The organism is Paraburkholderia fynbosensis (assembly GCF_902859935.1).
In the GTDB taxonomy this organism is placed as follows: domain Bacteria; phylum Pseudomonadota; class Gammaproteobacteria; order Burkholderiales; family Burkholderiaceae; genus Paraburkholderia; species Paraburkholderia fynbosensis.
Map to the genome: position 1 here is coordinate 235,917 of NZ_CADIKI010000010.1, position 25,199 is coordinate 261,115.

Below are 25,199 nucleotides of genomic sequence, written 5' to 3' on the forward strand. Positions count from 1 at the left end.
TGCGGCCGGCTCCGGCCGGCGGAAACACCCGCCGGAAAGGCCGGTATTGTAGCACTTCAGCAAAAACACTCATGGCGCATGTGGCGGCTTTCTGCTTACGTCGGCGAAAGCTCGTTGCGAGGGCTCGTCGCGCGAGCGCCGGCGGATCGTCGCCAGGCGGCGGCCCGCCTCGCTCGCGAGCGTAGTGCGCGCAGGCGACAATTGCGTGACAGGAGGGGCGCACGCGACCGGTGCCTGCCCTACCCCGCTCACTCCCCAGCGCGACGCCCCTCACCACGTCTCGCGCATCACCATCAAACGCATCTCCGTCATATCTTCGATCGCGTAGCGCACGCCTTCGCGCCCCAGCCCCGAATCCTTCACGCCGCCATACGGCATGTTGTCGACCCGGAACGACGGCACGTCGTTGATCACCACGCCGCCGACTTCGAGCGCGTCCCACGCCCGATGCGCATGCGCGAGCGAATCGGTGAACACGCCCGCTTGCAGACCGAAGTCGCTGTCGTTGACCGTCGCGAGGGCGGCCTCGAAATCGTCGAAGCGCTCCAGGATCGCGACCGGCCCGAAGGCTTCCTTGCGATACAGATCGGTGTCGCGCTTCACGCCTTCGAGCAGCGTGGCCTCGAACATCGCGCCGTCGACCTTGCCGCCCGCGACGATCGTCGCACCCGCCTGCACCGCGCCGTCCATCCAGCCAGCGAGGCGTTTGGACTCCGACTCGGAGATCATAGGCCCGACGAAGGTCTTTTCGTCTTTCGGATCGCCCATCACCAGCGACTTCGTTTTCGCGATCAGCTTCTCGCGCAGCGCGTCGTACACCTTCGCGTGCACCAGAATCCGCTGCACGCCGATGCAGCTCTGTCCCGACTGATAGAACGCGCCGAACGCGAGCCGCTCGACCACGTAGTCGAGCTTGCCGCCCTGATCGCCGTCGACGATCGCGGCCGCGTTGCCGCCCAACTCCAGAATCACTTTCTTCTTGCCGGCCTTCGCCTTCAGATCCCACCCCACCGCCGGCGAACCGGTGAACGAGAGCAGCTTGAAGCGCTCGTCGGTAGTGAACAGATCGGCGCCATCGCGATGCGCGGGAAGGATCGAGAACCCGCCTTTGGGCAGATCGGTTTCCGCGAGAATTTCGCCCATGATCAGCGCGCCGACCGGTGTACGGCTCGCCGGCTTCAGCACGAACGGCACGCCCGCGGCAATCGCCGGCGCAACCTTGTGCGCGGTCAGGTTCAACGGAAAATTGAACGGCGAGATGAACGAGCATGGCCCGATCGGCACGCGCTTCACGTAGCCGTGATAGCCCTTCGCGCGCGGTGAAATCTCCAGATTGACGATCTCGCCGTCGATCCGCACGCTTTCCTCGGCAGCCACCTTGAACGTGTCGATCAGGCGCGTGACCTCGCCTTTCGAATCGTTGATCGGCTTGCCCGCCTCGATGCACAGCGCGAGCGCCAGTTCGTCATAACGTTCGCGAAAGCGCTTCACGCAGTGTTCGAGCACCGCCTGACGCTTGAACGGCGGGAACGCGCGCATGGCGGGCATCGCGTCGACGGCGTGGCCGATCGCCTTGTCGATCGCTGCCGCGTCGGCCATCGCGACGCGGGTCGCCACTTCGCCGCTGAATTTATCTGTGACCTCGAGATCGGTGTTGGCAGCCACCGCCTCGTTGGCGAGGTAGTACGGGTAAGTCTTCTTCAACATGACGCGTTCTCCTTGATCCGATGCCTGACGGCAGCAGGAAGCTGCAAGAGCAGTACCAGTAGTAGCGGCGGCACCGCACGCAAGCGCCATGCCGCCCGCTTCCGGTTCAGACGAAACTTACAGTTGCGCGGACAGCCGCTTGATCTCGCGGTTGAGCACGCGCTCGTTGTCCGAGTAGTCGATCGGCACATCGATCACGTGCACGCCGGGCGTCACGAAACATTCGCGCAGCAACGGCGCGAACTCCGCGGCCGATTCGATCCGATGCCCCTTCGCGCCATAGCTCTGCGCATAGGCGACAAAATCCGGATTGGCGAGCGTCATGCCGTAGTCCGGGAAATTCATGTTCTCCTGCTTCCAGCGGATCATCCCGAACGCGTCGTCGCGCAGGATCAGGGTCACCAGATCGAGCTTCAGACGCACCGCCGTTTCCAGTTCCTGCGAATTCATCAGGAAGCCGCCGTCACCGCACACGGCCATGACCTTGCGATCCGGATGCACGATCTTGGTGGCGATCGCCGACGGCAAGCCCGCGCCCATCGACGCGAGCGCGTTGTCGAGCAGCAGCGAATTCGGTTCATGCGCGCGGTAGTAGCGGGCGAACCAGATCTTGTACATGCCGTTGTCGAGACACACGATGCCGTCCACCGGCGTGGTCTCGTACACGTCGTTGACGATCCGCACCGGGTACATCGGGAATCGGTCGTCGTGCTGGCCTTTGACCAGGTGCGACTCGAAGTGCTGCTTGATCTCCTTGAAGCGCGTGAAGTCCCAATGCTCCTGACGCTCCTTGAGGCTTTCCTTCAACTGCCACACCGCGTTGGCGATGTCGCCGACTACTTCGATCTGCGGGAAATACACCGTGTCGACTTCCGCGCCGAGAAAGTTGACGTGAATCACCGTCTTCTCGCCCGCTTCGCCGCTGCGCATGAAGAAAGGCGGCTTCTCGATCACGTCGTGGCCCACGTTGATGATGCAGTCCGCGTGCTCGATCGCGCGGTGCACGAAGTCGCCGTCGGACAGCGTCGCATTGCCGAGCCACATCGGATGCGATTCGTCGATCACGCCCTTGCCCATCTGCGTGGTGAAGAACGGTATGCCGATCTGGTCGACGAACTCGCGCAGCATCTTCGTGGTGGTCTTGCGGTTGCCGCCCGCGCCGATCATCAGCAACGGATGCTTCGCGCCGATGATCGCCTCGACCGCGCGCGCCACCGCTTTTTCCTCGGCGACGGGGCGGCGGCTGAAGCTCTTCGGGATCGGCTTGCCGTCGCCCTCTTCGTGCGCGACGTCTTCGGGCAATTCGAGGTGCGTGGCGCCGGGCCGCTCTTCCTCGGCCTGCCGGACCGCCTCGCGCACCGCCGCCGGAATGTTGCTGATCGACACGATCTGCCGCGTGTACTTGGTGAGCGGCTCCATCATCCGCACCACGTCGACGATCTGGAAATGGCCCTGCTTGCTCGACTTGATCGGCTTTTGGCCGGTGACCATCAGCATCGGCATGCCGCCCAGCTGCGCATACGCCGCGGCGGTCACGAAGTTGGTCGCGCCGGGGCCGAGCGTGGCGAGACATACGCCGGTTCGGCCGGTGAGGCGTCCATAAGTGGCGGCCATGAAGCCGGCCGCCTGTTCGTGGCGAGTGAGGATCAGACGGATTTTCGAGCGGCGCAGCGATTCGAGCAGATCGAGATTTTCTTCACCGGGGATGCCGAACACATACTCGACACCTTCGGCTTCCAGCGATTTGACGAACAGGTCCGATGCTTTCATTGAGGTCTCGCTTGATGATACGGACGCGGGCCGTGAGCCCGACCCTCGGGCTCCGGAAACGGACGATCGAAGACGACGACGGCCGCGCAGACAGCGCGCGGCATGGCACGACGGCATGGCACGACGGCACGGCGAATGCCATGCCGGACAGCTTACTACTCGAACGGAAATGATGCGCGCAAGCGGGACGTGCGGCGCCGCGGGGATGACGTGAGGCAGGCAAAGGAGAAGCGGCGGCACCGACACGGCGGGCCGCCGCATCATGCCTAGCGGACGATGGTGACGCAGTCGGAGAGAACCGGCGGCGCATTTTCGCCGTTCATCGCGTCATATAGATCGGCGCGCGGACCCTTGGTCCACCACGTGTAGCTGCCGGCCTGGTATTTCGCGCCAGACGCCGACATCGTATTGACGAACAGCAGCGGTTTGCCGTTCACCGGCACGAGCGCGAAGCTCTGGCCGTTCGCGGCGCTCCAGTAAGTGACATGCAGAATCTTGCCGGTCGCGCAGGTGTATTTGTGCGTCTGGCGGTTTTTGGTCTGAATCTGCGTGACCTGCAACGGCGCGGCCCATGCATGGCCGTCGAGCGCGGCGAGACTCGCCGCTGTGATTGCTGCAACCAGCCATGTCTTCATCGGATGCCTCGCTTGTTGCTGGTTTGCTTTGGCGTTTGATGCGGCGTTTGATGCGGCGTTTGTGGCGACATACCCAACCGGACGGAATGCGAATCGCACGCCGCCGTTGCGTCGCGCGATGACCGGACGCTCAAGGATCGATCACCGCCGCGCATGCATCGGTCGGCGCGGCGGCGACGTGCCCGACCAGCGGCACGATCTTCAGACCGGCCGACGCGACCCGGCACGGCGCGGCCGCGAGGCCGCAGCCCGCGAGCCCGGCACATAGCGCGAGCGCCACACCGAGTGCCCCGAGACGGCCGGTCATGCCGCACTGCGTAATCTTGCGCGAGTCAGGCGCCATACATACCTCGATCCCGATGAGCTCGACGATCTCGACGAGCTTCCATCATTCTGTTTATAGCGCCCGGCAAGCGCGGCCGGCGCGTAAATGGTGCCTGCCGGTTGTCGTGCATGCAGTTCGCACCTCGACACGCGTGAGCGCAGCTTCGCGCACGGCACCCCGGGCTTATTTCGCCGACACCGGCCGCACCGCCGCCGCGGCCTGCTTCGCGCGCGAGCGTGCCTGGTCGAGGTTCTCGCCGGTGGCGAGCGCGACGCCCATGCGGCGCTTGGCGAAACTCTCCGGCTTGCCGAACAGGCGCAGGTCCGCATTGGGCACCGCCAAGGCCGCCGCGACGCCTTCGAAAGCAATACCGGTTTCGTCCAGCCCGCCATAAATCACCGCCGATGCCCCCGGCGCCCGCAGCGACGTATCCACCGGCAAGCCGAGGATCGCGCGCGCATGCAGTTCGAACTCGGAGAAGCGTTGCGAGCACAGCGTGACGAGCCCCGTGTCGTGCGGACGCGGACTCACCTCCGAGAACCATACGTCATCGCCGCGCACGAAAAGTTCCACGCCGAAGAGGCCGCGGCCGCCGAGCGCGGCCGTCACCTTGTGCGCCACTTCGCGCGAACGTTCGAGCGCGAGCGGACTCATCGGCTGCGGCTGCCAGGATTCGACGTAGTCGCCCGCGACCTGCACGTGGCCGATCGGATCGCAGAAATACGTGCTGACTGCGCCGCTCGCCGGATCGATCGCGCGCACGGTCAACTGCGTGATCTCGTATTCGAAGTCGATAAAACCTTCGACGATCACGCGGCCGTGATTCACGCGGCCACCGGCCATGGCGTATTGCCACGCGGGTTCAACGTCGGCCTCGCCCCTGAGCACCGACTGCCCCTTGCCCGACGACGACATCACCGGTTTCACGACGCACGGATAGCCGACCTTGGCGATGCCGGCGCGCAGTTCGTCGAGCGAGTCGGCGAACGCGTATGGCGAGGTCGGCAAGCCGAGCTCTTCCGCGGCAAGACGGCGAATGCCTTCGCGGTTCATCGTGAGTTGTGTGGCGCGCGCGGTCGGGATCACCTCGGCGAGACCGTCGGTTTCGATCGCGGCGAGCGCGTCGGTGGCGATCGCCTCGATCTCGGGAACGATCAGATGCGGGCGCTCCTGCTCGACCAGCGCGCGCAGCGCGGCGCGGTCGGTCATGTCGATCACGTGCGAGCGATGCGCGACCTGGTGGCCCGGCGCATTCGGGTAACGGTCGACGGCGATCACTTCGACACCCAACCGTTGCAGCGCGATGATCACCTCCTTGCCGAGTTCGCCGGCGCCGAGCAGCATGACGCGCGTGGCGGAGTCAGAAAGGGGCGTGCCGATCCGTTGGCCGATCTGCATGGGGTCTCCAGAAAAAGTCGGGATGAGGGTGGGATTGGATAGAACACGATGTTAACATGCGGGCCCCTCGCCGCGGCTTGCTCGCGGCGGCCGCATTGTCCTGTCATTGTTCGTGCGCGAAAGGTGCATGAGGGGTGCATGAGGGGTGCACGAAGCGCGCACGAAGGACGCGACGGTGCCGCGCCCGTGCGCCGCCGCCATCTCACTAAAATTTCGCACGCCGTTGCGCTCGCGTGCGGCCAGCTTAGTGCGTTACCCTTACGCCTTCGCCAGTTTGAAGAGGAACGACGCCATGCTCCAAAGCTCCTCCGCGCGACGTGTTGCGCGCTTCACCCCGTCCGTGCGCGCGGCCATCGCCGCGCTGAGCGTCGCCGCGCTACTGGGCGCCTGCGCGATCCCGAAACATCCCGACTCGGCCGCCGCGGCGCCCGATCCCTACAATCCCGCCGCCGTGCAACTGCTCGACGACACGAGCTGGGTGCTGAGCGCCTGGAAGCAGGCCGACGGCACGGCGCGCGCGGTTCCGTCGGCCGACCAGGGCGGACCGATCACGCTCACGCTCTCCACCTCGAAGGGCCAGCGTTACGCGAGCGGTTTTTCCGGCTGCAATCGCTTCATGGGCACATACGCGCTGAAGGACGGCAAGCTCAGCTTCGGTCCGCTGGCCGGCACGCGCATGGCGTGCATGTCGCCGGGCGGCAACATCGAAGGTGCGTTTCTCGACGCGCTGACACGCATCGAGCGCACCGGCGTGCAGATGCGCGAGCCGCAGCAGATGCAGGTGACGCTCGATAACGGCGACACGCTGACCTTCGATCGCAGCACCAAATGAAAGGTGCGCCAGAGCGTGCCCGAGCCGGCAGCCGGCTCGCGTGCCCGCGACGTGAAGCAGTGGTACGCGCATGGGCGACTCGACGCACCATCGAACGCATGCACCCGCTTCCGGGCCGCCTCGCGCGGGGTGCGCCCGGTGTTGCGCCAGCCGTTCATTTTCGCCGATGGCAGGCCGCGCCGGTCTGCCCTCCCTTGGGACGCAAGCATACTTGCGTCGGCCTTCGAAGCCTCGTGCTTCGCCGGTTTAAACTCGACGGATTGCGTTTTTGCGCGTCCGTCATTCGTTGATGTCTAGCATGCACACGGTAGTTTTCGGCTGGTTCGGCGGGTCGGCCGTCTGGTTCATTCCTCTTTTGTGGCGCCTCGTGAAGTCGGTGCTGCCGGGCGGCGCAGGCTTGCGCGGCCCCGGCACGATCCGCCTGTGGCTCGGCTTCGTCTGCGTGATGGTGGCGAGTTGCACGCTCGAGGCGTCGCTGCTCGACGTGGCAGGTCTCAATGGTTTGGGTCATGCGCTCGCTGCGGGCTTTGGTCATCTGCTCGGGCATATCGGCACTCCGCTCGCGGCGCTTGCCCTGCTTCTCATCAGCCTGCCCTGGCTGATCGACTTCCGCTGGCGTGATTTCGCCGCGTGGGCGGACGGCGCGTTCGGTCTCGGCCTGTCGCGCGGACTGGCCAGGCGCGATGAGGAGGCGCGCCGTCATCGCAGCGTCGATGAGGGGTTGTCTTCGCACGTTTCGCCGGCCACCAATACGATGGCGCCGAAAAGCAATGGGCGCTACACGCGTCCGACCGTGTGGCGGCCGCCGGCGAGCGGACGCGGCGCGGCGTCCGGCAAGGATGCGGCGGCGCGCGGTGCCGGGTCGAGCTGGCGCGCGGGTAGCGTGACGCCGCGCAGCCAGGCAACGCAGATCGAGCCGGTGCTGCGCACGGGCGCGGCGACGACGCCGCCGCGGCAGGCGTCGATGCAGAAGTCGGCGCTGAATGCGGGTAAGGCGCCATTCATGCCGGCTGAGCCGGTCGCGCCTGCAGGGTGGTTGCGGGAGACCGCGTCGCCGCGTGCGGGGGTGTCGGTGGGGGCTGGGGCAACTGGCATTTCAGGCGCCTCTGCGGTGCCTCGCGATGGCGCGTTGCAGGTCGGCCGACGCTCGGCTGGCGAACAACGGTCGGTGGGATCGCTTGATGCGGGCGCGGATTTGGCGATGGCGGCGGGTGTGGCGGGTGTGGCCGGTCTTGCCGCGTCGGGCGCGGCAGGCGCGTCGGCGAGGGCCGCGCACGGCGTGGCGGCAGGCACGGCTGCAAGCACTGCGGCCGGTTCGATGATGAATACCGCGGCCGGCGCGAGCCATTCGGCGGCAATGCAGCGTGCAGCGGCTCCGCCCGACCGCGCTGCAGCGATCCGTCAACCGTTCCCGGCTGCCCCGCTTGCGAACGCGGTCACGCCACCATCGGCTACGCCTCGGACGGCACCGAGTTACACGCGGCCCATGGCGGCGGCGCAGAAAGTTTCGCCGCCCGCCAGCGTCCAGGAAACGCTGCGCAGCATCGCGGAAAATGCCGCGCGCTGGACCGATCTGGCCGGCGTCAGCCTCGCGCGCAGCAGCGGCGCGGAAGGCGCGAAGATGACGGCTGCGGCGCACGCCGCGCCGTCGGTCGAGGTTGACTGGCCTCGCGAGGATGCACGCCATGTCGCAGCGGCTGGGACGGCTTCGTCGACGCGTGCGGACGAGCCTTTGCGGGAGATTGCCGAGCCTGCGGTTGAGCAGCCTGTCGCGCAGTCGTTTGAGCAAACCCCCGTTGAAGCGGCGCCCGTCGAATCACCGGGGATGGAAGCCGCAGTCGATGCGCCAGTCGAGACGAATGCAGAGCCCGTCGTGCATTGGCCCATCGAGCCGCCGATCATTCACGCGCCGCTGACGGCTGCGCCCGCGCCTGTTGTGTCTGCGCATGTGGTGTCTGCGCCTGCTCTGCCCTCGTCTGCCGGGCATGCACCGGCGGTGTCTGAGCCTGCTTTGGTGGCACCTGCTGCGCCCGCTCCAGTTTTGTCCACGTCTGCTGTGGCGGCACCTGCTGCGTTGATGCCTGTCAGGTCGGCAGTCGCGGCGCCTGTCGCTGGTGGGTCTGCTGGGTCTGCTGGGTCTGCTGGGTCTGCTGGGTCTGCTACGTCTGCGCCCGCTGTGTCCGAGCCCGCTGTACCGACGTCGCCCCCCGCTGCGTTCGCACCTGCCACCCCCGCACCGCCTGCGCATGCATCCGTCACGGTCGCTCCGCAACACGCGACGCCGGCAGCGACGCCCACCCCATTCCAGATCTTCGCAGCGCAGTTGGAAACGAGCGACGAACAGCCAGCACCGAACGATTCGCCTTTCGAAGACGACCCGGCGCAATCGACCATCCACATCGACAGCCACGCGCACCCGATTGTCGAGGTCACGCAACCGGTTAGCGAACGAGTAGAGTCCGCGCACACCACCGCGCCTGGCGTCACAGCGTCCACGAATGAAACTGTCGCGGCGCACGTGGAAGAAGCCGCTCCGGTCGTCGGGTCTGCCGCCGTTCCTGGAACGACGCTGCACCCGCCCGTACCGGCCGCAGAAGTCTTTGTCGATAGGACACTCGCGCCTTGGGAAACCAAAGTCGACGCCATCGCGACACAGCACGACGCGACGGCATCGGTCGCGCCGCCGGCGAGCCACACGAGCGTTCCAGCCGAAACCGCACCGACACCCCACGACATCCCGTCGATGCACGTCGCAAGCGCGAACTCGATCGAAGCAGCAACACTGGGCCAATCAGAAACGGCGGACCTCCCCGACACGCTAAACGTAGCGCGAGCGGGAAGCAGTTTCGCACCTGCAACGCCGGCAACCACCGCAGCGAACACCACCGCGTCAGCCGCGCCAGACAGCATCGAGCAGCAGGCCTCGAACGTGGTTCGCTTCCCAGGTTTCGCTGCTCAGGCCGCATCGTTGGCGCCAGCCACCGGTATTGACGAAGCGGCCAGCGCGGAAGAGTCCGCTATCGCCGCCCGCACGATCGAACCGCCCGTCGCGTCAGTACCGTTCACACCATCGGCAACCCCGACAACTCCGCCTGCGGAACCCGCCATGCAGCGTCCCGCGCTGCGCGGCCACGTCCCGGCCAACGGCTTCGAATTCCACGCGCCCGCTGCGTCGATGGTCGAGCTGCCCACGCTCGATCTGCTCGAGCGCGCCGACACCGACGTCGAACCGGTCTCCGAGGAAAAGCTCATCGAAACCGGCCTGCTGATCGAGCAGCGTCTGCAGGAATTCAAAGTGCCCGTCACCGTGGTCGGCGCGTCGGCGGGTCCGGTCATCACGCGCTTCGAAGTCGAGCCCGCGCTCGGCGTGCGCGGCAGTCAGATCGTCGGCCTGATGAAGGACCTGTCACGCGGTCTCGGCCTCACCTCCATCCGCGTGGTCGAAACGATTCCCGGCAAGACCTGCATGGGCCTCGAATTGCCGAACGCGAAACGCCAGACGATCCGTCTGTCCGAAATCCTCGAAGCAAGCGTCTACCAGAACTCGCATTCGCAACTCACGCTCGCGATGGGCAAGGACATCACCGGCCATCCGGTCGTCGCCGATCTCGCGAAGGCGCCGCACATGCTGGTCGCGGGCACGACCGGTTCGGGCAAGTCGGTCGCGATCAACGCGATGATCTGCTCGCTGCTCTACAAGGCGACGCCCGAGGAAGTGCGCCTCATCATGATCGATCCGAAGATGCTGGAGCTGTCGGTGTACGAAGGCATCCCGCACCTGCTCGCGCCGGTCGTCACCGACATGAAGCTCGCGGCCAACGCGCTGAACTGGTGCGTCGGCGAAATGGAGAAGCGCTACCGGCTGATGTCCGCGGTCGGCGTGCGCAATCTAGCGGGCTTCAACCAGAAAATCCGCGACACCGAAGCGAAGGGCAAGAAGCTCGGCAACCCGTTCTCGCTGACGCCCGAAGCGCCCGAGCCGCTCGCGCCGCTGCCGCTGATCGTGGTCGTGATCGACGAGTTGGCCGACCTGATGATGGTCGCGGGCAAGAAGATCGAAGAGCTGATCGCGCGGCTCGCGCAGAAGGCGCGCGCGGCCGGCATTCACCTGATTCTGGCGACGCAGCGGCCCTCGGTCGACGTGATCACCGGGCTCATCAAGGCGAACATTCCGACGCGCGTCGCGTTCCAGGTGTCGTCGAAGATCGACTCGCGCACGATTCTCGATCAGATGGGCGCCGAGTCGCTGCTCGGCCAGGGCGACATGCTGTTCCTGCCGCCGGGTACGGGCTACCCACAACGCGTGCACGGCGCATTCGTCGCCGACGAGGAAGTGCATCGGATCGTCGAGTATCTGAAGCAGTTCGGCGAGCCGCAATACGAGGAAGGCATTCTCGACGGCCCCGCCACCGACGGCGGCGCCGCGCAGGACCTGTTTGGCGAGTCGCCGGATGCGGAAGCCGATCCGCTCTACGACGAAGCGGTCGCGTTCGTGGTGCGTACGCGGCGGGCGTCGATCTCGTCGGTGCAGCGGCAGTTGCGCATCGGCTATAACCGCGCGGCACGCCTGGTCGAACAGATGGAAACGGCCGGCCTCGTGTCGGCGATGAGCATCAACGGCAGCCGCGAAGTGCTCGCGCCAGGGCCGGCGGAATAGCGGGCCGGCGGGCGGTTTCTCGCCGGTTTGCAAGGGGCGGCTGTTCGGCTGCCGATGGTTGCAAGGCGAGTTGCCGAGCCGGCCGCAAGGCAAAAGAACGGGCCGCTCCAAGCGGCCCGTTTTTCATTGCACCCACACGTTCAAATCAAGCACGACACTCTGCCTTTCACGACGGCGACACCAGCTTGAAGTCCACCGGCGCGCCAAGTTCGAAGTGCTGTTTCGGCGTCGGATCGAGCAGACCGGTTTGACGATCGCGCTTGAACACGTACACCGTATCGCTGTTCTGATTGCCGACGATGAGCCAGTTGCCGGTCGGATCGATCGCGAACTCACGCGGCGACTTGCCGAGACTCGATTGATGCCCGATCTTCTTCAGATGCCCATTCGCGGGATCGACCGAGAAGATCACGATCTCGTTGGCGTCGCCGCGATTGGACGCGTACACGAAGCGCCCGTCCGGCGACAGATGGATCGCCGCCCCGCCGACCGCCCCCTTGAAGCCCGGCTGCGTCATAGGAAGCGTTTGCACCAGCTTGAGCTTGCCGTCGGCGTAGTCGAACGTACTGACCGAGGCGTTCAGTTCGCTCGTCAGATACGCATGCTTGCCGTCCGCGCCGAAGATCAGATGACGCGGCCCCGTGCCCGCCTGCTGCTGGGTATAGCCCCAATCGGTCGGCGTGACCGGGCCGTGACTGTCGCCCGGCGTGTAGCGGTACGAATACAGCTTGTCGGCGCCGAGGTCCTGCGCGAAGAGATAGCGCCCATCTGGCGAAAACACCGTGGAGTGAACGTGCGAGTTGTCCTGACGCCCCTTCACCGGACCGCCGCCCTCATGATGTACTGTCAGCACCGACGTGCCGAGCTGGCCGTCGCCCTGAACCGGAAGCACCGCGAAGCTGCCGCCCGGGTCAGCCGCCACCGAGTAGTTCGCGGTCAGCAGATACTTCTCATCCGGCGACAAACTCAGATAGCACGGATCATTGCCATCCGACGACACCTTGTTGAGGAACGTCAGTTGCCCTTGCGCGGCGTCGAAGCGAAACGCGCTGACGCCGCCGCGCTGTGTGGCCGGGCCATTGTCGCCCGGCAGTTCGTTGACCGCATAGACGAAGCGGCGGTCACGGCTCACTACGAGGAACGACGGATTGACCGTCTGCGCCACCGACACGCGCGTGGCCGCGCCCGTCTTCGTGTCGAAACGATAGACGTAGATGCCCTCGCTCTTGCCGCTGGTGTAAGTGCCGACCAGCATGTTGTAGACGCCGTCCGCGGGGACCGGGCCGGCATCTTGCGCATACGCGTGCGACGCAACAATCGAGACCATGAGCACGAAACCTTTTATTATCGAGCGGGCAGCGCGTAGAGGCGCAGGCCGCCCGGTGTGTCCTACCCCGCAAGCAGCGGCGGCAGGCGAAACGGAAGGCGGGAAAACAGATGAAGCGGGACTCGAAATGGCACGCACGGCCGCCCGGCGACGACGAAGCATAGGACCTCCTCCACATCGGTTATTGGGTCGAAGCGGTTGTAATGATGTCGCTGGTCTGCCGCGCGGTGAGTCGAGCGTTGTTCTTATCGAGGCAAGTATAAAAGCGTTGGGTCGGATCATGCAGTGAATCCGGCTGCCGGCACGCATCGGCAGCCATTGTCCCGCGTCGCGGGACGTTTCTTCAATCGCGTCTTACGCATTTCACACTACGGAGTCTTCATGAACGTCACACTCAGCCTGGGCCCGCTCGTTTCGTTGATCGCCGGCATTCTGATTCTCGTGATGCCGCGCCTGTTGAACTACATCGTCGCGCTCTATCTGATCATCATCGGCATCATTGGGATCTTCGGTGTGGGGTCGTCGCACTTCTGAGTGGGTGGCAATCGACGTGCGGCCGGGCGCAGGCCTGGCCTGGCTTGGCCTCGCTGCGTATCGTCAATGCGCAAGGAAGGCGCGACGAAGCACACGCGTGTGGCGACGACCGTCCGCACGCGCGTGGCGCAAAGCTGATGTGTGGGAAATGCAGCGTCGCCAACGCTCTCGCGCCGCATCACCATGCAACTGCGCGGCGATGGCTTAGCAGATTTTCAAACCGCACGCATGGAGCGTCGCTGCTCGCACATCGGCCGGGCGGCTTGCGCGCCCGGCCGATGTGCGTCAACCATTCGAAAGCTGGTCGAGCCGCAAGCGTCCCTGCAACGACAGCGCGCCGACGGCATAATGGCCGTCACCTTCCTGATAGCGCCGGAAGCAGGCCCGTTCGACCAGAAACGCGGCAGCGGCGAGCATGCCGTTGCGGCTTAGGCCCAGCCGGCCATGATCGAGCGGCAACATCGAATCGCCGGCGAGTTGGCTGGCGGCAGAGAGTATCGTGATGCAATCGGTTTTCGTCGGGTTCAGCATGGCTTTCGTCCTCGGAAACGGCGCCTGTGTGCGCCATGGGCAAGGCCGACTTGCTGCCCGGACGGGCTCCGGGGCTCGGCTCGAAATCCGATTGTAGGCACTGATTTGACAATTACCAACCCGCGTTTTGCCGCATTGTGTGATGAACCAATGCGCATCGCGCGAGTCCGGTAGTAACCATGACCCAGCGCGACGGCCCCGCCGCGCGTCATCACTGACACGCTCCCCTATGCCCGCACACATCGAAGACTATGCGCTCATCGGCGACGGCCATACGGCCGCGCTCGTCTCCCGCGACGGTTCCGTCGACTGGCTCTGCTGGCCGCGCTTCGACTCCGGCGCCTGCTTCGCGGCCCTGCTCGGTACGCCCGAGAACGGCCGCTGGCTGATCTCGCCCGTATCGGAAGACCCTGAAGCCGCACCGACCATCACGCGTCGCTACCGCGGCGAAACCCTGATCCTCGAGACCGATTTCGAAACGGCAGAAGGCGCCGTCACGCTAATCGACTTCATGCCGCCGGGCAACGGTTGGTCGGAGATGGTACGCATCGTCGTCGGCAAACGCGGCACCGTGCGCATGAAGATGGAACTGGTGCTGCGCTTCGACTACGGCTTTTCGATTCCGTGGGTCGACAAGCTCAAGCACGACAGCGGCATCAAGGCGATCGTCGGACCGGACAATGCGGTGCTGCGCACACCCGTCGAGGTGCGCGGCGAAGACATGAAAACCGTCGCCGACTTCACCGTGAGCGAAGGCGAACGGGTGCCGTTCTCGCTCGCCTACGCGGCCTCGCATGTGCGCATTCCGCCCGCGCGCGATCCGCACACCTCGCTCGCGCGCACCGAGAATCACTGGCTCGAATGGTCCGCGCGCGGCACCGTCGAAGGTCGCTGGGCCGACGCGATCCGCCGCTCGTTGATCACGCTGAAGGCGCTTGCCTATGAGCCGACCGGCGGCATCGTCGCGGCGCCCACCACGTCGCTGCCGGAGCAGCTCGGCGGCACGCGCAACTGGGACTACCGCTACTGCTGGCTGCGCGACGCCACCATCACGCTGCTCGCGATGATGCGCGGCGGCTACTACGACGAAGCGCGCGCGTGGCGCAGCTGGCTCGGCCGCGTGATGGCCGGCGCGCCCGAGCAGTTGCAGATCATGTACGGGATCGCCGGCGAGCGGCGGCTGCCGGAATTCGAGATCGACTGGCTGCCGGGTTATCAAGGCGCGAAGCCGGTGCGCATCGGCAACAACGCGGTCGGCCAGCGCCAGCTCGACGTGTATGGCGAAGTGATGAACGCGCTGCATCTCGCGCGCGTCGGCGGCCTGCAGGCGGACGACACCGCATGGAACGTGCAGCGCGCGCTGCTGAAACACCTCGGCACGATCTGGCAGGAGCCCGACGAAGGCATCTGGGAAACGCGCGGCGGCCGCCAGCATTTCACTTTCTCGAAGGTGATGGCGTGGGTCGCGTTCGATCGCGCGATCCGCTCGGCCGAAATGTTCAAGCTCGACGGCCCCCTCGACGAATGGCGCGCCACCCGCGCGCAGATTCACGCGGAAGTCTGCGAGAAAGGGTGGAATGCCGAACTCGACGCGTTCTCGCAGTACTACGGCAGCGACCAGCTCGACGCGAGCGTGCTGCTGCTGCCGATGGTCGGCTTCCTGCCGCCGCACGATCCGCGCATCAAGGGCACGGTGGCGGCGATCGAGCGCGACCTGATGCGCGACGGCTTCGTGATGCGCTACCGCACCACCGAATACGACGACGGCCTGCCGCCCGGGGAAGGCACGTTTCTCGCATGCTCGTTCTGGATGGTGGACAACCTCGCGCTACAAGGCCGTATCGACGAAGCCATCACGATGTACGAACGATTGCTCGCGCTGTGTAACGACGTGGGCCTCCTCGCCGAAGAGTACGATCCGGCGCAGAAGCGCCTGGTCGGCAATTTCCCGCAGGCGTTTTCGCACGTGGCGCTCGTGCACACCGGCCTGAACCTGATGAAGCACGAACAGGAAATGGCCCAGGCAACCGGACATCCTGGCCATAACGGCAGCCGCTCCGCAAAACTGAAGGCTGAGGCAACCCCCGATAGCGGCGCGGCAACATCGCCAGTAGCATGATTTAATGACAGTTTGCGTGCTACCCGCACGCAAATGCTGCATTGCACAAGTGCGCTTTGTTCGATATGATCGATCGACCTGTCGGCCGAAAATCAATGTGCCAACAATCAAAACGGCCCGCCGCAACGCCTCACGCGTGTTTGCGAAGCCCCATGCGAACCGCTTAAAAACGGAGCACCTATGCTCTATCAACTGCACGAATTCCAACGGGCGATGTTGAGCCCCCTTACCGCCTGGGCCCAGGCCGCGTCGAAATCGTTCGCGAATCCTGCCAGTCCATTGGCCTATGTGCCGGGCGCAACCCGTCTGTCGGCCGGCTATGAACTGCTGTACCGGCTAGGTAAAGATTACGAAAAACCCGAGTTCAATCTTCACCAGATTGTTAAAGATGGTCACAACATTCCGATCATCGAGCAGATCATCGTCGAGAAGCCGTTCTGCCGTCTGATGCGCTTCAAGCGTTTCGCCGACGACAGCGACGCCGTCACGCAGCTGAAGGACGAACCGGTCGTACTGGTCTGCGCACCGTTGTCGGGACACCACGCCACGCTGCTGCGCGACACCGTGCGGACGTTGTTGCAAGACCACAAGGTGTACCTCACCGACTGGATCGACGCGCGCATGGTGCCGCTCGAAGCCGGCGAGTTCGGTCTGAACGACTACGTCGCCTACATTCAGGAATTCATCCGTCACATCGGCGCGAAAAATCTGCATGTGATCTCGGTGTGTCAGCCTACGGTGCCCGTGCTCGCGGCCATTTCGCTGCTGGCGAGCCGCGGCGAAGACACGCCGCGCACCATGACGATGATGGGCGGCCCGATCGACGCGCGTAAGAGCCCGACCTCGGTCAATTCGCTCGCCACCCAGCACTCGTACGAGTGGTTCGAGAACAACGTGATTTTTACGGTGCCGCCGAACTACCCGGGTGTGGGCCGTAAGGTTTACCCGGGCTTTCTGCAGCACACCGGCTTTGTCGCGATGAATCCGGAACGTCACGCGGCCTCGCACTGGGACTACTACCAGAGCCTGCTGCGCGGCGACGAAGACGACGCGGAAGCGCATCGCCGCTTCTACGACGAGTACAACGCCGTGCTAGACATGGACGCGGACTATTACCTCGACACGATCCGCGTGGTGTTCCAGGAATTCCGTCTTGCCGAAGGCACGTGGGACATCGCCGGCGAGCGGGTCAAGCCGGGGGACATTACGAAGACCGCGCTGTTCACCATCGAAGGCGAACTGGACGACATCTCCGGCGACGGTCAGACCTATGCCGCGCACGAGTTGTGCACCGGCATTCCGGAGAGCGACAAGCGCCACTTCACCGCGGAAAAATGCGGCCATTACGGCATTTTCTCGGGCCGGCGTTGGCGCACGATTATTTATCCGCAGTTGCGCGACTTCATCCTCGAGCACAACAAGGCGCCGAAAGTGGTGAAGGAAAAAGTCGAAGCCTGAGCGAAATACGCACGCGGCATCCGTCGATAACGACGGCCTCTTCGGAGGCCGTTTTCGTTTGCAATGCCGCTGCCGTACCGTGTGCGCCGCGTGCGCGCCGACTTGTGCGTCTATTTGCGCAACAGATACGCGAGCAGCAACTCGGTGTTCATCTGTATCACTTCACTGCGTTCACTGGCGCTATTGAAATCGCGGCCGAGCGTCGCTTCGAGCGTGAAGCGGTTCGACACGATGTAATAGCCCATGCCCGACAGCGTCACGTAAAAGCGCAGCGGATCGACATTGGCGCGAAATAGCCCCGCACGCTGTCCGCGTTCGAGAATGCCGCCGAGCGTCGCGACGATCGGCGAGATCATTTCGCGGATACGCGTCGACTTCTGCATGTAGCGCGCTTCATGCAGATTCTCGTTGTTGACCAAACGCAGCAGTTCGGGATGATCGCGGTAGTAATCCCACACGAAATGCGCGAGACGCGTCACGGCCTCGACCGGCGCGACGCCGTTCAGTTCGAGTGTGCGTTCCGCTTCGTTGAGCGCACTGAACGCGTGCTCGAGTACCGCGGTGAAAAGCTGCTCCTTGCTACCGAAGTAGTAATAGAGCATGCGTTCATTCGTTTCCGCGCGGCGGGCGATCTGATCGACGCGTGCGCCGAATAGCCCACCATTTGCAAACTCTTCGGCCGCCGCAAGCAGAATGCGGCGCCTCGTGCCTTCAGGATCTCTTTTGATTTTCGGCTGATTCATGGTGGCATCGTCTTCGTGAGCCGCGTTATCCGGATCGCGCCGCCGGCCTCTCCTCGGGCCTTGCACCGACAGCGTTGAACGGGCGCGCCATGGTTGGGGAACACACCCTTTTCTGCGGTCTTTCGAAAAAGCGCTTCGATTATGGCACATGGATTGCGAATGGCAATTGGGGAAATCGGCGATAATGTGCTATTTAGTTCAGGCTGCGTGGCAGCAAGGCAAGCCCCCGCATCGTGACCGTGACAGACATTAAAATACTTGCGGATCGCATAGAAGATCTGCTGCCCCAAACGCAATGCACGAAGTGCGGATATCCCGCATGTCGTCCCTATGCCGAAGCCATTGCGAACGGCGAGGCCAATTACAACCAGTGTCCTCCCGGCGGCGCCGAAGGTATTGCACGCCTCGCCGCGTTGCTCGGTAAGCCGGTAATTCCGCTCAATTCCGCCAACGGTATCGAACGCCCGCGTCCGTTGGCGGTTATCGACGAACAGGTTTGCATCGGTTGCACGCTGTGCATGCAGGCCTGTCCGGTCGACGCGATAGTTGGCGCACCGAAACAGATGCACACCGTGATTGCCGAACTCTGTACCGGCTGCGATCTGTGTGTGCCACCGTGCCCGGTCGACTGCATCGCGATGCCGTCCGTCACCGGCGACGCGACCGGCTGGAACGCATGGACACAGAGCCAGGCCGACGCCGCGCGCGCGCGTCACGACCGTCGTGAAGCCCGTCTGGCGCGAGAGCGGGAAGCGGCCGAAGCGCGTGCTGCGGCGCGTCGCGCCGGCGGTGCGGGCGCGACGCTCGCTCCGGACGTGACGCAAGCGGCTCAAACAATGCAAGCCGCCACCGCTACGGCGCCAGCGGCGCCCACCGTTGACGACGCCGAAGCGAAGAAACGCGCGATCATCCAGGCCGCGCTCGAGCGCGCTCGCAAGAAAAAGGAAGAACTGGCCGCCAAAGGCCAAGGCCCGTTGAACACCGAACGCGTCAGCGCCGACGTGCAGGCGCAGATCGACTCCGCCGAAGCGCGCCGCCGCCGTCTCGGCCTCGTCGCCGACGACGACACCGACACGCCGTCCAACCCGCGCTGAACGCACCCGTCACGCTCCGCATGAACGCGAACAAACGCCGCGCCATCTACGAAACGCTACAGAGCCTCAACCCGCATCCAACGACCGAGCTCGAGTACACCTCACCGTTCGAACTGCTGATTGCCGTGCTGTTGTCGGCGCAGGCCACGGACGTGTCGGTCAACAAGGCGATGCGCAAGATGTTCCCGGTCGCGAACACGCCGCAGCAGGTATTCGATCTCGGCGAGGAAGGCGTGACCGCCTACATCAAGACGATCGGGCTGTACCGGACCAAGGCGAAGAACGTCATTGCGACTTGCCGCATTCTGCTCGACCAGTACGGCGGCGAAGTGCCCGAGGACCGTGAAGCGCTCGAAAGTCTGCCGGGAGTGGGCCGCAAAACCGCCAACGTGATTCTGAACACCGCGTTCGGCCATCCGACCATCGCGGTCGACACGCACATCTTTCGGGTTGCCAATCGAACCGGGCTCGCGCCCGGCAAGGACGTGCGCGCGGTCGAAGCGGCGCTGGAGAAATTTACGCCCGCCGAGTTCAGACACGACGCGCACCACTGGCTGATCCTGCATGGCCGTTATGTCTGCAAGGCGCGTCGCCCCGAGTGCTGGCATTGCGTGATCGAGCCGCTTTGCGAGTTCCGTCCGAAAACGCCACCGCCGGATCTCTGAGCCGCCTCGCGAGGCGCGGCGAGCCGCCAGCAGCGCGCGCCGCCGCGGCGTAAAATACCGGCCGCGCGCTTGCCTCGCGCGTCCCCACTCAAACGCACCGGTTCCATGATGTTCAATCCCAGCCGCGACGAAGTCCGCCTCTTTTTCACCGACACCTGGCGCAAGCAGCGTCAAGGCGAGATTCTGACGCCGCTGGAGGCGATCGCCGCCGACTGGATCGTCGAGCACCCCGAATATCACGCGGACCTCAGCGATAGCGGCGCCGCCCAGGCGCAGGATTACTCGCCCGAACGCGGCCAGACCAATCCATTCCTGCATCTGTCGATGCATCTGGCGATCAGCGAACAGTTGTCGATCGATCAGCCACCGGGCATTCGCGCGGCGCACGAGCGGCTCGCGTCGCGCCTCGGCTCGACTCACGACGCGCAGCACGCGATCATGGAGTGCCTCGGCGAAACCATCTGGGAAGCGCAGCGCACCGGCACGCCGCCGGATACGGACGCCTATCTGCAGCGCATCGAGCGGCGCGCGACGCGTGACTGAGCGCGACTGAACGCCAAACCGCGCCGCCGCTCCCAAAACAAAACACCCCGCCAGGGCGGGGTGTTGTTCGAATCCGGAAAGCAGCGCGGCAATGGCGCTCAATCATGACGCGGCGCGCTTACTTCTTCTGCACCAGATCGCCGTCCAGCGATTCGATATAAGCCGCGAGATCTTTCATGTCGCTCTGCGACAGGCTCTGCACCTGCGCCTGCATGATCGCGTTGTTGCGGCCGAGGTGCGGATTGCCCGTGCCCATCTGGTATTGGCGCAACGCCCAGTAGATGTAGTCGGCGTGCTGACCCGCAAGCTTCGGATACTCCGGGCTCACCGGCTTGTTCAGATTGACGCCGTGGCAAGCCGCGCAGTTGTGGCTGTCGGACAGCACCTTGCCGTTGCCTGCGTCGGCGGCGTGCGCGAGATTCGCTGCAGCCAGACCGATCACTGCCGCCGACGCGCAAGCAGCCTTGAACACCGTATGGAGTGCCTGTTGGGGCTTAATCATGAATTCTCCTATCCCGCGAATAATTGATAGCCGGGTGACTGGATGGACGGCCGCGGCCGATCACTTGTCGGGATTGTTTTTCGAAGAGGCATTTTGCGCCGCGTAGTAAGCGGCGATGTCGGCAATGTCCTGATCCGACAGCGAGGCGGCGATGGCATGCATCGTTTCGAAATGGCGGTCGCCCTTCTTGTAGCCGCGCAACGCGTTTTCGAGGTAGGCCTGATTCTGGCCGCCGAGCATCGGCACACGGTAGACCTCAGGATAAGCCGTACGGTATTGGGGGATGCCGTGGCAGCCGATACACATCGCGACCTTGGCCCGCCCTGCCTTCGCGTTACCAACGACATCCGCTGCCTGGGCGCTGACCGCGTAGCCCGTGAGCACCGACAGCGCTGCGATCACGACGTGTTTGCCGACGAATTTATTCATAGCATGTAACCTGGCATGAGGGGAACGGGCGCCCAAAAAGGCAACGGCCCGCGCCGTTCTTCTTATAGGGTAGCCACGCAGGCCAAAAAAATCGGGCTAATTGTACCGCGACGCCGCGCAGAACGTCCACCGCGCGGGGCCAGCGGCCCGCCCGCCGGCTGCAAAGCCACGGCCGGTGCCGCTTGACTCCGGCACGCCGGCCGCGCAAGGCCTGACGGGTGCCCGAGCGTACGGTCCGCGCAGTCCGGGGCACCGGCTCGAACACCGGCAAGCACAGCTCAGGCTCGCACGAGCCCCACCAGGCGGACCCCAAACGAACACCAAACGAGCACACGGCCCGCCCGTGCGCAACACATGCATCAAGCATGCGACGCCCGTTTTGCCGGGCCGCGCATCGGGCTGAACCTCGGCTGACACCATACGCGAGCCGGTTTCAGGCCAACAGGGCTTCTGACTTATACTGGGTTTTTTCCCGATCAAGAGCATCTCGCCATGCGTTTCGAAGGCTCATCGCAGTACGTCGCCACCGACGACCTCAAGCTCGCGGTCAACGCCGCGATGACGCTGAAGCGCCCGTTGCTGATCAAGGGCGAACCGGGCACGGGCAAGACCATGCTCGCCGAAGAGGTCGCCGCCGCGCTCGGCATGCCGCTGCTGCAGTGGCACATCAAGTCCACCACCAAGGCCCAGCAGGGTCTGTACGAATACGACGCGGTGTCGCGCCTGCGCGACTCGCAGCTCGGCGACGAGCGCGTCAAGGACATCCGCAACTACATCGTCAAGGGCGTGCTGTGGCAGGCGTTCGAGTCGGACGAGCAAACCGTGCTGCTGATCGACGAGATCGACAAGGCCGACATCGAATTCCCGAACGACCTGCTGCGCGAACTCGACCGCATGGAGTTCTACGTGTACGAGACGCACGAGCTGATCCGCGCCAAACAGCGCCCGCTCGTGATCATCACGTCGAACAACGAGAAGGAGCTGCCAGACGCGTTCCTGCGCCGCTGCTTCTTCCACTACATCAAGTTTCCCGATCCGGCCACGATGCAGCAAATCGTCGAGGTGCATTACCCCGGCATCAAGAAGGAACTGCTCGCCGCGGCCATGCAGAGCTTTTTCGAACTGCGCAACGTGGCGGGGCTGAAGAAGAAGCCGTCCACCTCGGAGCTGCTCGACTGGCTCAAGCTGCTGCTCGCCGAAGACATTCCGCCCGAAGCGCTGCGCTCGTCCGACCAGAAGCAGATCATTCCGCCGCTGCACGGCGCGCTGCTGAAGAACGAACAGGACGTGAGCCTGTTCGAACGGCTGATTTTCATGAACCGCAACAACCGTTGATCGGGCGAGCCACGTCGAAGGGCGGCCGCCGGGTCGATTCCGGCCCACCGACGCCCGACGCGCCGCACCGGTCATTCGCCGCTGGAGGGGACACCGCATGCTGATCGACTTCTTCTACTCGCTGCGCGCCGCCAAACTGCCGGTGTCGGTGAAGGAATATCTGACGCTGCTCGAAGCGCTCAAAGCCAACGTGATCGCGCCGTCGCTCGACGAGTTCTACTACCTTTCGCGCATCACGCTGGTCAAGGACGAGCAGTATTTCGACAAGTTCGATCAGGCCTTCGGCGCGTATTTCAACGGCGTCGCGAAAGCGTCGGAACTGGCGTTCGACGTCCCGCTCGACTGGCTGAAGAAGAAGCTGCAACGCGACCTGTCGCCGCAGGAAAAAGCACAGATCGAGGCGATGGGCGGCCTCGACAAGCTGATGGAACGCCTCAAGGAACTGATCGACGAACAGAAAGAGCGCCACGAAGGCGGCAACAAGTGGATCGGCACGGGCGGCACGTCGCCGTTCGGCAACGGCGGCTACAACCCGGAAGGCGTGCGCATCGGCGGCGACGCGGCGGGCAACCGCACGGCGGTGAAGGTGTGGGAAGCGCGCGCGTATCGCGACTACGACGACCAGGTCGAAATCGGCACGCGCAACATCAAGGTCGCGCTGCGCCGTTTGCGCCGCTTCGCGCGCGAAGGCGCCGCCGAAGAACTCGATCTGCCCGACACGATCCGCAGCACCGCCGCGAACGCCGGCTGGCTCGATCTGAGGTTGGTGCCGGAGCGGCACAACAAGGTGAAGGTGCTGATGCTGCTCGACGTGGGCGGCTCGATGGACGACCACATCAAGCGCACCGAAGAACTGTTCTCGGCCGCGAAGGCCGAGTTCAAGCATCTCGAGTTCTATTACTTCCACAATTGCGTGTACGACTTCCTGTGGAAGAACAACCGCCGCCGCCACGCCGAGCGCATGCCGACGTGGGACGTGCTGCACAAGTTCACGCCCGACTACAAGCTGATCTTCGTCGGCGACGCGACGATGAGCCCCTACGAAGTGCTGCAGCCGGGCGGCTCGGTCGAATACAACAACGCCGAGGCGGGCGCGGTGTGGCTGCGCCGTCTCGCGGATCATTTCCCGCATCACGCCTGGCTCAATCCCGAGCCGGAAGGTTTGTGGGCGTACCGGCAATCGGTCAGCGCGATCCGCGAAGTGCTCGGACACCGGATGTACCCGCTCACGCTTGCCGGGCTGGAAAGCGCAATGCGCATGCTGAGCAAATGACGCTGTCGTACCGCTGCCGTATCGCTCTCACTGATTACCCGCAACTTTAAAAAAGCATCTGCATGAGCCTTTCTTCATCGCCCGGGTTGCCCCCTGCCGCGACACCGCCGCGGCGCCTCAACCCGCTCGCCGATACCTCGCTCTCCACCGTCGTCGCCGGCTTCGTCGCGATGATGACGGGCTACACCAGTTCGCTCGTGCTGATGTTCCAGGCGGGCCAGGCCGCGCATCTGAGCGACGCGCAGATTTCGTCGTGGATCTGGGCGCTGTCGATCGGCATGGCCGTGTGCACGATCGGCCTGTCGCTGCGCTTTCGCGCGCCGATCGTGATTGCGTGGTCGACGCCCGGCGCGGCCCTGCTGGTGTCGTCGCTGCCGCATGTGGCGTATGCGCAGGCGATCGGAGCGTTCATCGTCTGCGCGGCATTGCTCACGCTGGTCGGCCTGACCGGCTGGTTCGACACGTTAATGAAGAAAATCCCGGCCGGCATCGCCTCGGCCTTGCTGGCGGGCATTCTGTTCGAGATCGGCATCGAGATTTTCCGCGCCGCGCAGTTCCAGACTGCGCTCGTGCTGACGATGTTCTTCACCTACCTGATCGTCAAACGGCTCGCGCCGCGCTACGCGATCGTGACGACGCTGTTCGTCGGCACGGCGGCCGCGGGCGGGCTCGGGCTGCTCGATTTCAGCCACTTTCACGTCGCGCTCGCGCATCCGGTGCTCACGCTGCCAGCGTTCTCGGTGGCGGCCAGCGTGAGCATCGGGATTCCGCTGTTCGTCGTTGCGATGGCATCGCAGAACGTACCGGGCATCGCCGTGTTGCGCGCGGACGGCTACACCACACCGTCCGCGCCGCTGATTTCGACGACCGGCATCGTGTCGCTGCTGCTCGCGCCGTTCGGCTCGCACGGCATTAATCTTGCGGCGATCACGGCGGCGATCTGCACCGGCCCCGAAGCGCATGAAAACCGCGACAAGCGTTACACCGCCGCGGTTTGGGGCGGCGTTTTCTATCTTCTCGCCGGCATCTTCGGCGCAACCATCGCCGCGTTGTTCGCGGCGTTGCCGAAGGCGCTGGTGGTGTCGGTCGCGGCGCTCGCGCTGTTCGGCTCGATCATGGGCGGCCTGACCAACGCGATGCAGGACGTGAAGCAGCGTGAGGCGGCGCTCGTGACCTTCATGGTGACGGCCTCGGGGCTCACGCTGCTGTCGATCGGCTCGGCGTTCTGGGGGCTGGTGGCAGGCGTGCTGACACAACTGATGCTGACCGCCCGGCGCGCGTGACGGTTTGGCGTGACGAATTGGCTCGACGGGGCCACATCG

The 25,199-nt window shown here is 64.7% G+C and carries 21 protein-coding genes and 1 pseudogene; 12 read left to right on the forward strand and 10 right to left on the reverse strand.

Annotated elements, in window-relative coordinates; all coding sequences use genetic code 11:
* Positions 1 to 270: 270 nt before the first annotated feature.
* From HV770_RS18670 to purT, 5 genes are all read right to left on the reverse strand, one after another.
* The gene (locus HV770_RS18670) at positions 271 to 1,707 is read right to left on the reverse strand and encodes an aldehyde dehydrogenase family protein (RefSeq protein WP_175161882.1); all 1,437 of its coding nucleotides are present in this window, start codon (positions 1,705 to 1,707) and stop codon (positions 271 to 273) included.
* Positions 1,708 to 1,824: 117 nt separating this feature from the next.
* On the reverse strand, positions 1,825 to 3,477 hold the full coding sequence (locus HV770_RS18675; protein ID WP_175161883.1) for an acetolactate synthase large subunit: 1,653 nt from the start codon (positions 3,475 to 3,477) through the stop codon (positions 1,825 to 1,827).
* Between the two features lie 266 nt (positions 3,478 to 3,743).
* Positions 3,744 to 4,112 carry an MliC family protein gene (locus HV770_RS18680; protein WP_175161885.1) on the reverse strand — a complete coding sequence of 123 codons (369 nt, stop codon included), beginning with the start codon at positions 4,110 to 4,112 and terminating at the stop codon, positions 3,744 to 3,746.
* Between the two features lie 130 nt (positions 4,113 to 4,242).
* Positions 4,243 to 4,455: a DUF6726 family protein gene (locus HV770_RS18685; RefSeq protein WP_121316920.1), complete on the reverse strand. Its 213-nt coding sequence runs from the start codon at positions 4,453 to 4,455 to the stop codon at positions 4,243 to 4,245.
* A gap of 165 nt (positions 4,456 to 4,620) precedes the next feature.
* Positions 4,621 to 5,835, reverse strand: coding sequence for a formate-dependent phosphoribosylglycinamide formyltransferase (gene purT / locus HV770_RS18690; RefSeq protein ID WP_175161886.1), 1,215 nt, complete (start codon positions 5,833 to 5,835; stop codon positions 4,621 to 4,623).
* Between the two features lie 292 nt (positions 5,836 to 6,127).
* Here purT and HV770_RS18695 point away from each other — a divergent pair, with 292 nt between their 5' ends.
* The 3 genes and pseudogenes from HV770_RS18695 (at position 6,128) to HV770_RS39770 (ending at position 11,324) form a co-directional block, all read left to right on the forward strand.
* On the forward strand, positions 6,128 to 6,667 hold the full coding sequence (locus tag HV770_RS18695) for an META domain-containing protein (RefSeq protein ID WP_175161887.1): 540 nt from the start codon (positions 6,128 to 6,130) through the stop codon (positions 6,665 to 6,667).
* A 298-nt stretch (positions 6,668 to 6,965) separates the two neighbouring features.
* Positions 6,966 to 11,061, forward strand: a pseudogene (locus HV770_RS18700) (FtsK/SpoIIIE family DNA translocase); the annotation flags it as partial.
* A 38-nt stretch (positions 11,062 to 11,099) separates the two neighbouring features.
* Positions 11,100 to 11,324, forward strand: a complete 225-nt coding sequence (locus HV770_RS39770; RefSeq protein WP_425497451.1) for a DNA translocase FtsK — start codon at positions 11,100 to 11,102, stop codon at positions 11,322 to 11,324.
* 166 nt (positions 11,325 to 11,490) lie between these two features.
* On the opposite strand, the gene HV770_RS18705 is transcribed toward HV770_RS39770, so the two are convergent.
* Entirely contained in the window at positions 11,491 to 12,651 is a 1,161-nt protein-coding gene (locus HV770_RS18705; protein WP_425497450.1) for a lactonase family protein, read from the reverse strand.
* Positions 12,652 to 13,032: 381 nt separating this feature from the next.
* Here HV770_RS18705 and HV770_RS18710 point away from each other — a divergent pair, with 381 nt between their 5' ends.
* Positions 13,033 to 13,185 carry a DUF3096 domain-containing protein gene (locus HV770_RS18710; protein WP_007175701.1) on the forward strand — a complete coding sequence of 51 codons (153 nt, stop codon included), beginning with the start codon at positions 13,033 to 13,035 and terminating at the stop codon, positions 13,183 to 13,185.
* Between the two features lie 285 nt (positions 13,186 to 13,470).
* Here HV770_RS18710 and HV770_RS18715 read toward each other — a convergent pair whose 3' ends face one another.
* Complete coding sequence (locus HV770_RS18715) at positions 13,471 to 13,716, reverse strand: hypothetical protein (protein ID WP_121316915.1); 246 nt, start codon at positions 13,714 to 13,716, stop codon at positions 13,471 to 13,473.
* A gap of 229 nt (positions 13,717 to 13,945) precedes the next feature.
* Here HV770_RS18715 and HV770_RS18720 point away from each other — a divergent pair, with 229 nt between their 5' ends.
* Both HV770_RS18720 and HV770_RS18725 read left to right on the forward strand, forming a co-directional pair.
* Positions 13,946 to 15,835, forward strand: coding sequence for a glycoside hydrolase family 15 protein (locus tag HV770_RS18720; protein ID WP_175161892.1), 1,890 nt, complete (start codon positions 13,946 to 13,948; stop codon positions 15,833 to 15,835).
* A gap of 180 nt (positions 15,836 to 16,015) precedes the next feature.
* The gene (locus tag HV770_RS18725) at positions 16,016 to 17,293 is read left to right on the forward strand and encodes a polyhydroxyalkanoate depolymerase (protein ID WP_175161894.1); all 1,278 of its coding nucleotides are present in this window, start codon (positions 16,016 to 16,018) and stop codon (positions 17,291 to 17,293) included.
* A gap of 110 nt (positions 17,294 to 17,403) precedes the next feature.
* On the opposite strand, the gene HV770_RS18730 is transcribed toward HV770_RS18725, so the two are convergent.
* Positions 17,404 to 18,036 carry a TetR/AcrR family transcriptional regulator gene (locus HV770_RS18730; protein ID WP_175161896.1) on the reverse strand — a complete coding sequence of 211 codons (633 nt, stop codon included), beginning with the start codon at positions 18,034 to 18,036 and terminating at the stop codon, positions 17,404 to 17,406.
* 239 nt (positions 18,037 to 18,275) lie between these two features.
* On the opposite strand from HV770_RS18730, the gene rsxB reads away from it, so the two are divergent.
* From rsxB to HV770_RS18745, 3 genes are all read left to right on the forward strand, one after another.
* Positions 18,276 to 19,130, forward strand: coding sequence for an electron transport complex subunit RsxB (gene rsxB / locus HV770_RS18735; protein WP_175161899.1), 855 nt, complete (start codon positions 18,276 to 18,278; stop codon positions 19,128 to 19,130).
* A gap of 20 nt (positions 19,131 to 19,150) precedes the next feature.
* Entirely contained in the window at positions 19,151 to 19,795 is a 645-nt protein-coding gene (gene nth, locus HV770_RS18740) for an endonuclease III (protein ID WP_175161900.1), read from the forward strand.
* 108 nt (positions 19,796 to 19,903) lie between these two features.
* Positions 19,904 to 20,338 (forward strand): DUF1841 family protein, encoded by a 435-nt coding sequence (locus HV770_RS18745; RefSeq protein ID WP_121319308.1) that lies wholly within the window; start codon positions 19,904 to 19,906, stop codon positions 20,336 to 20,338.
* 118 nt (positions 20,339 to 20,456) lie between these two features.
* On the opposite strand, the gene HV770_RS18750 is transcribed toward HV770_RS18745, so the two are convergent.
* Both HV770_RS18750 and HV770_RS18755 read right to left on the reverse strand, forming a co-directional pair.
* Complete coding sequence (locus HV770_RS18750; RefSeq protein ID WP_121316910.1) at positions 20,457 to 20,840, reverse strand: c-type cytochrome; 384 nt, start codon at positions 20,838 to 20,840, stop codon at positions 20,457 to 20,459.
* A 60-nt stretch (positions 20,841 to 20,900) separates the two neighbouring features.
* Positions 20,901 to 21,269: a c-type cytochrome gene (locus HV770_RS18755; RefSeq protein ID WP_175161902.1), complete on the reverse strand. Its 369-nt coding sequence runs from the start codon at positions 21,267 to 21,269 to the stop codon at positions 20,901 to 20,903.
* Between the two features lie 492 nt (positions 21,270 to 21,761).
* On the opposite strand from HV770_RS18755, the gene HV770_RS18760 reads away from it, so the two are divergent.
* From HV770_RS18760 to HV770_RS18770, 3 genes are all read left to right on the forward strand, one after another.
* Positions 21,762 to 22,604, forward strand: coding sequence for an AAA family ATPase (locus HV770_RS18760; protein ID WP_020065319.1), 843 nt, complete (start codon positions 21,762 to 21,764; stop codon positions 22,602 to 22,604).
* Between the two features lie 97 nt (positions 22,605 to 22,701).
* On the forward strand, positions 22,702 to 23,877 hold the full coding sequence (locus tag HV770_RS18765; RefSeq protein WP_175161903.1) for a vWA domain-containing protein: 1,176 nt from the start codon (positions 22,702 to 22,704) through the stop codon (positions 23,875 to 23,877).
* Between the two features lie 62 nt (positions 23,878 to 23,939).
* Positions 23,940 to 25,160, forward strand: coding sequence for a benzoate/H(+) symporter BenE family transporter (locus HV770_RS18770; protein ID WP_175161905.1), 1,221 nt, complete (start codon positions 23,940 to 23,942; stop codon positions 25,158 to 25,160).
* The last annotated feature ends 39 nt before the right edge of the window (positions 25,161 to 25,199 follow it).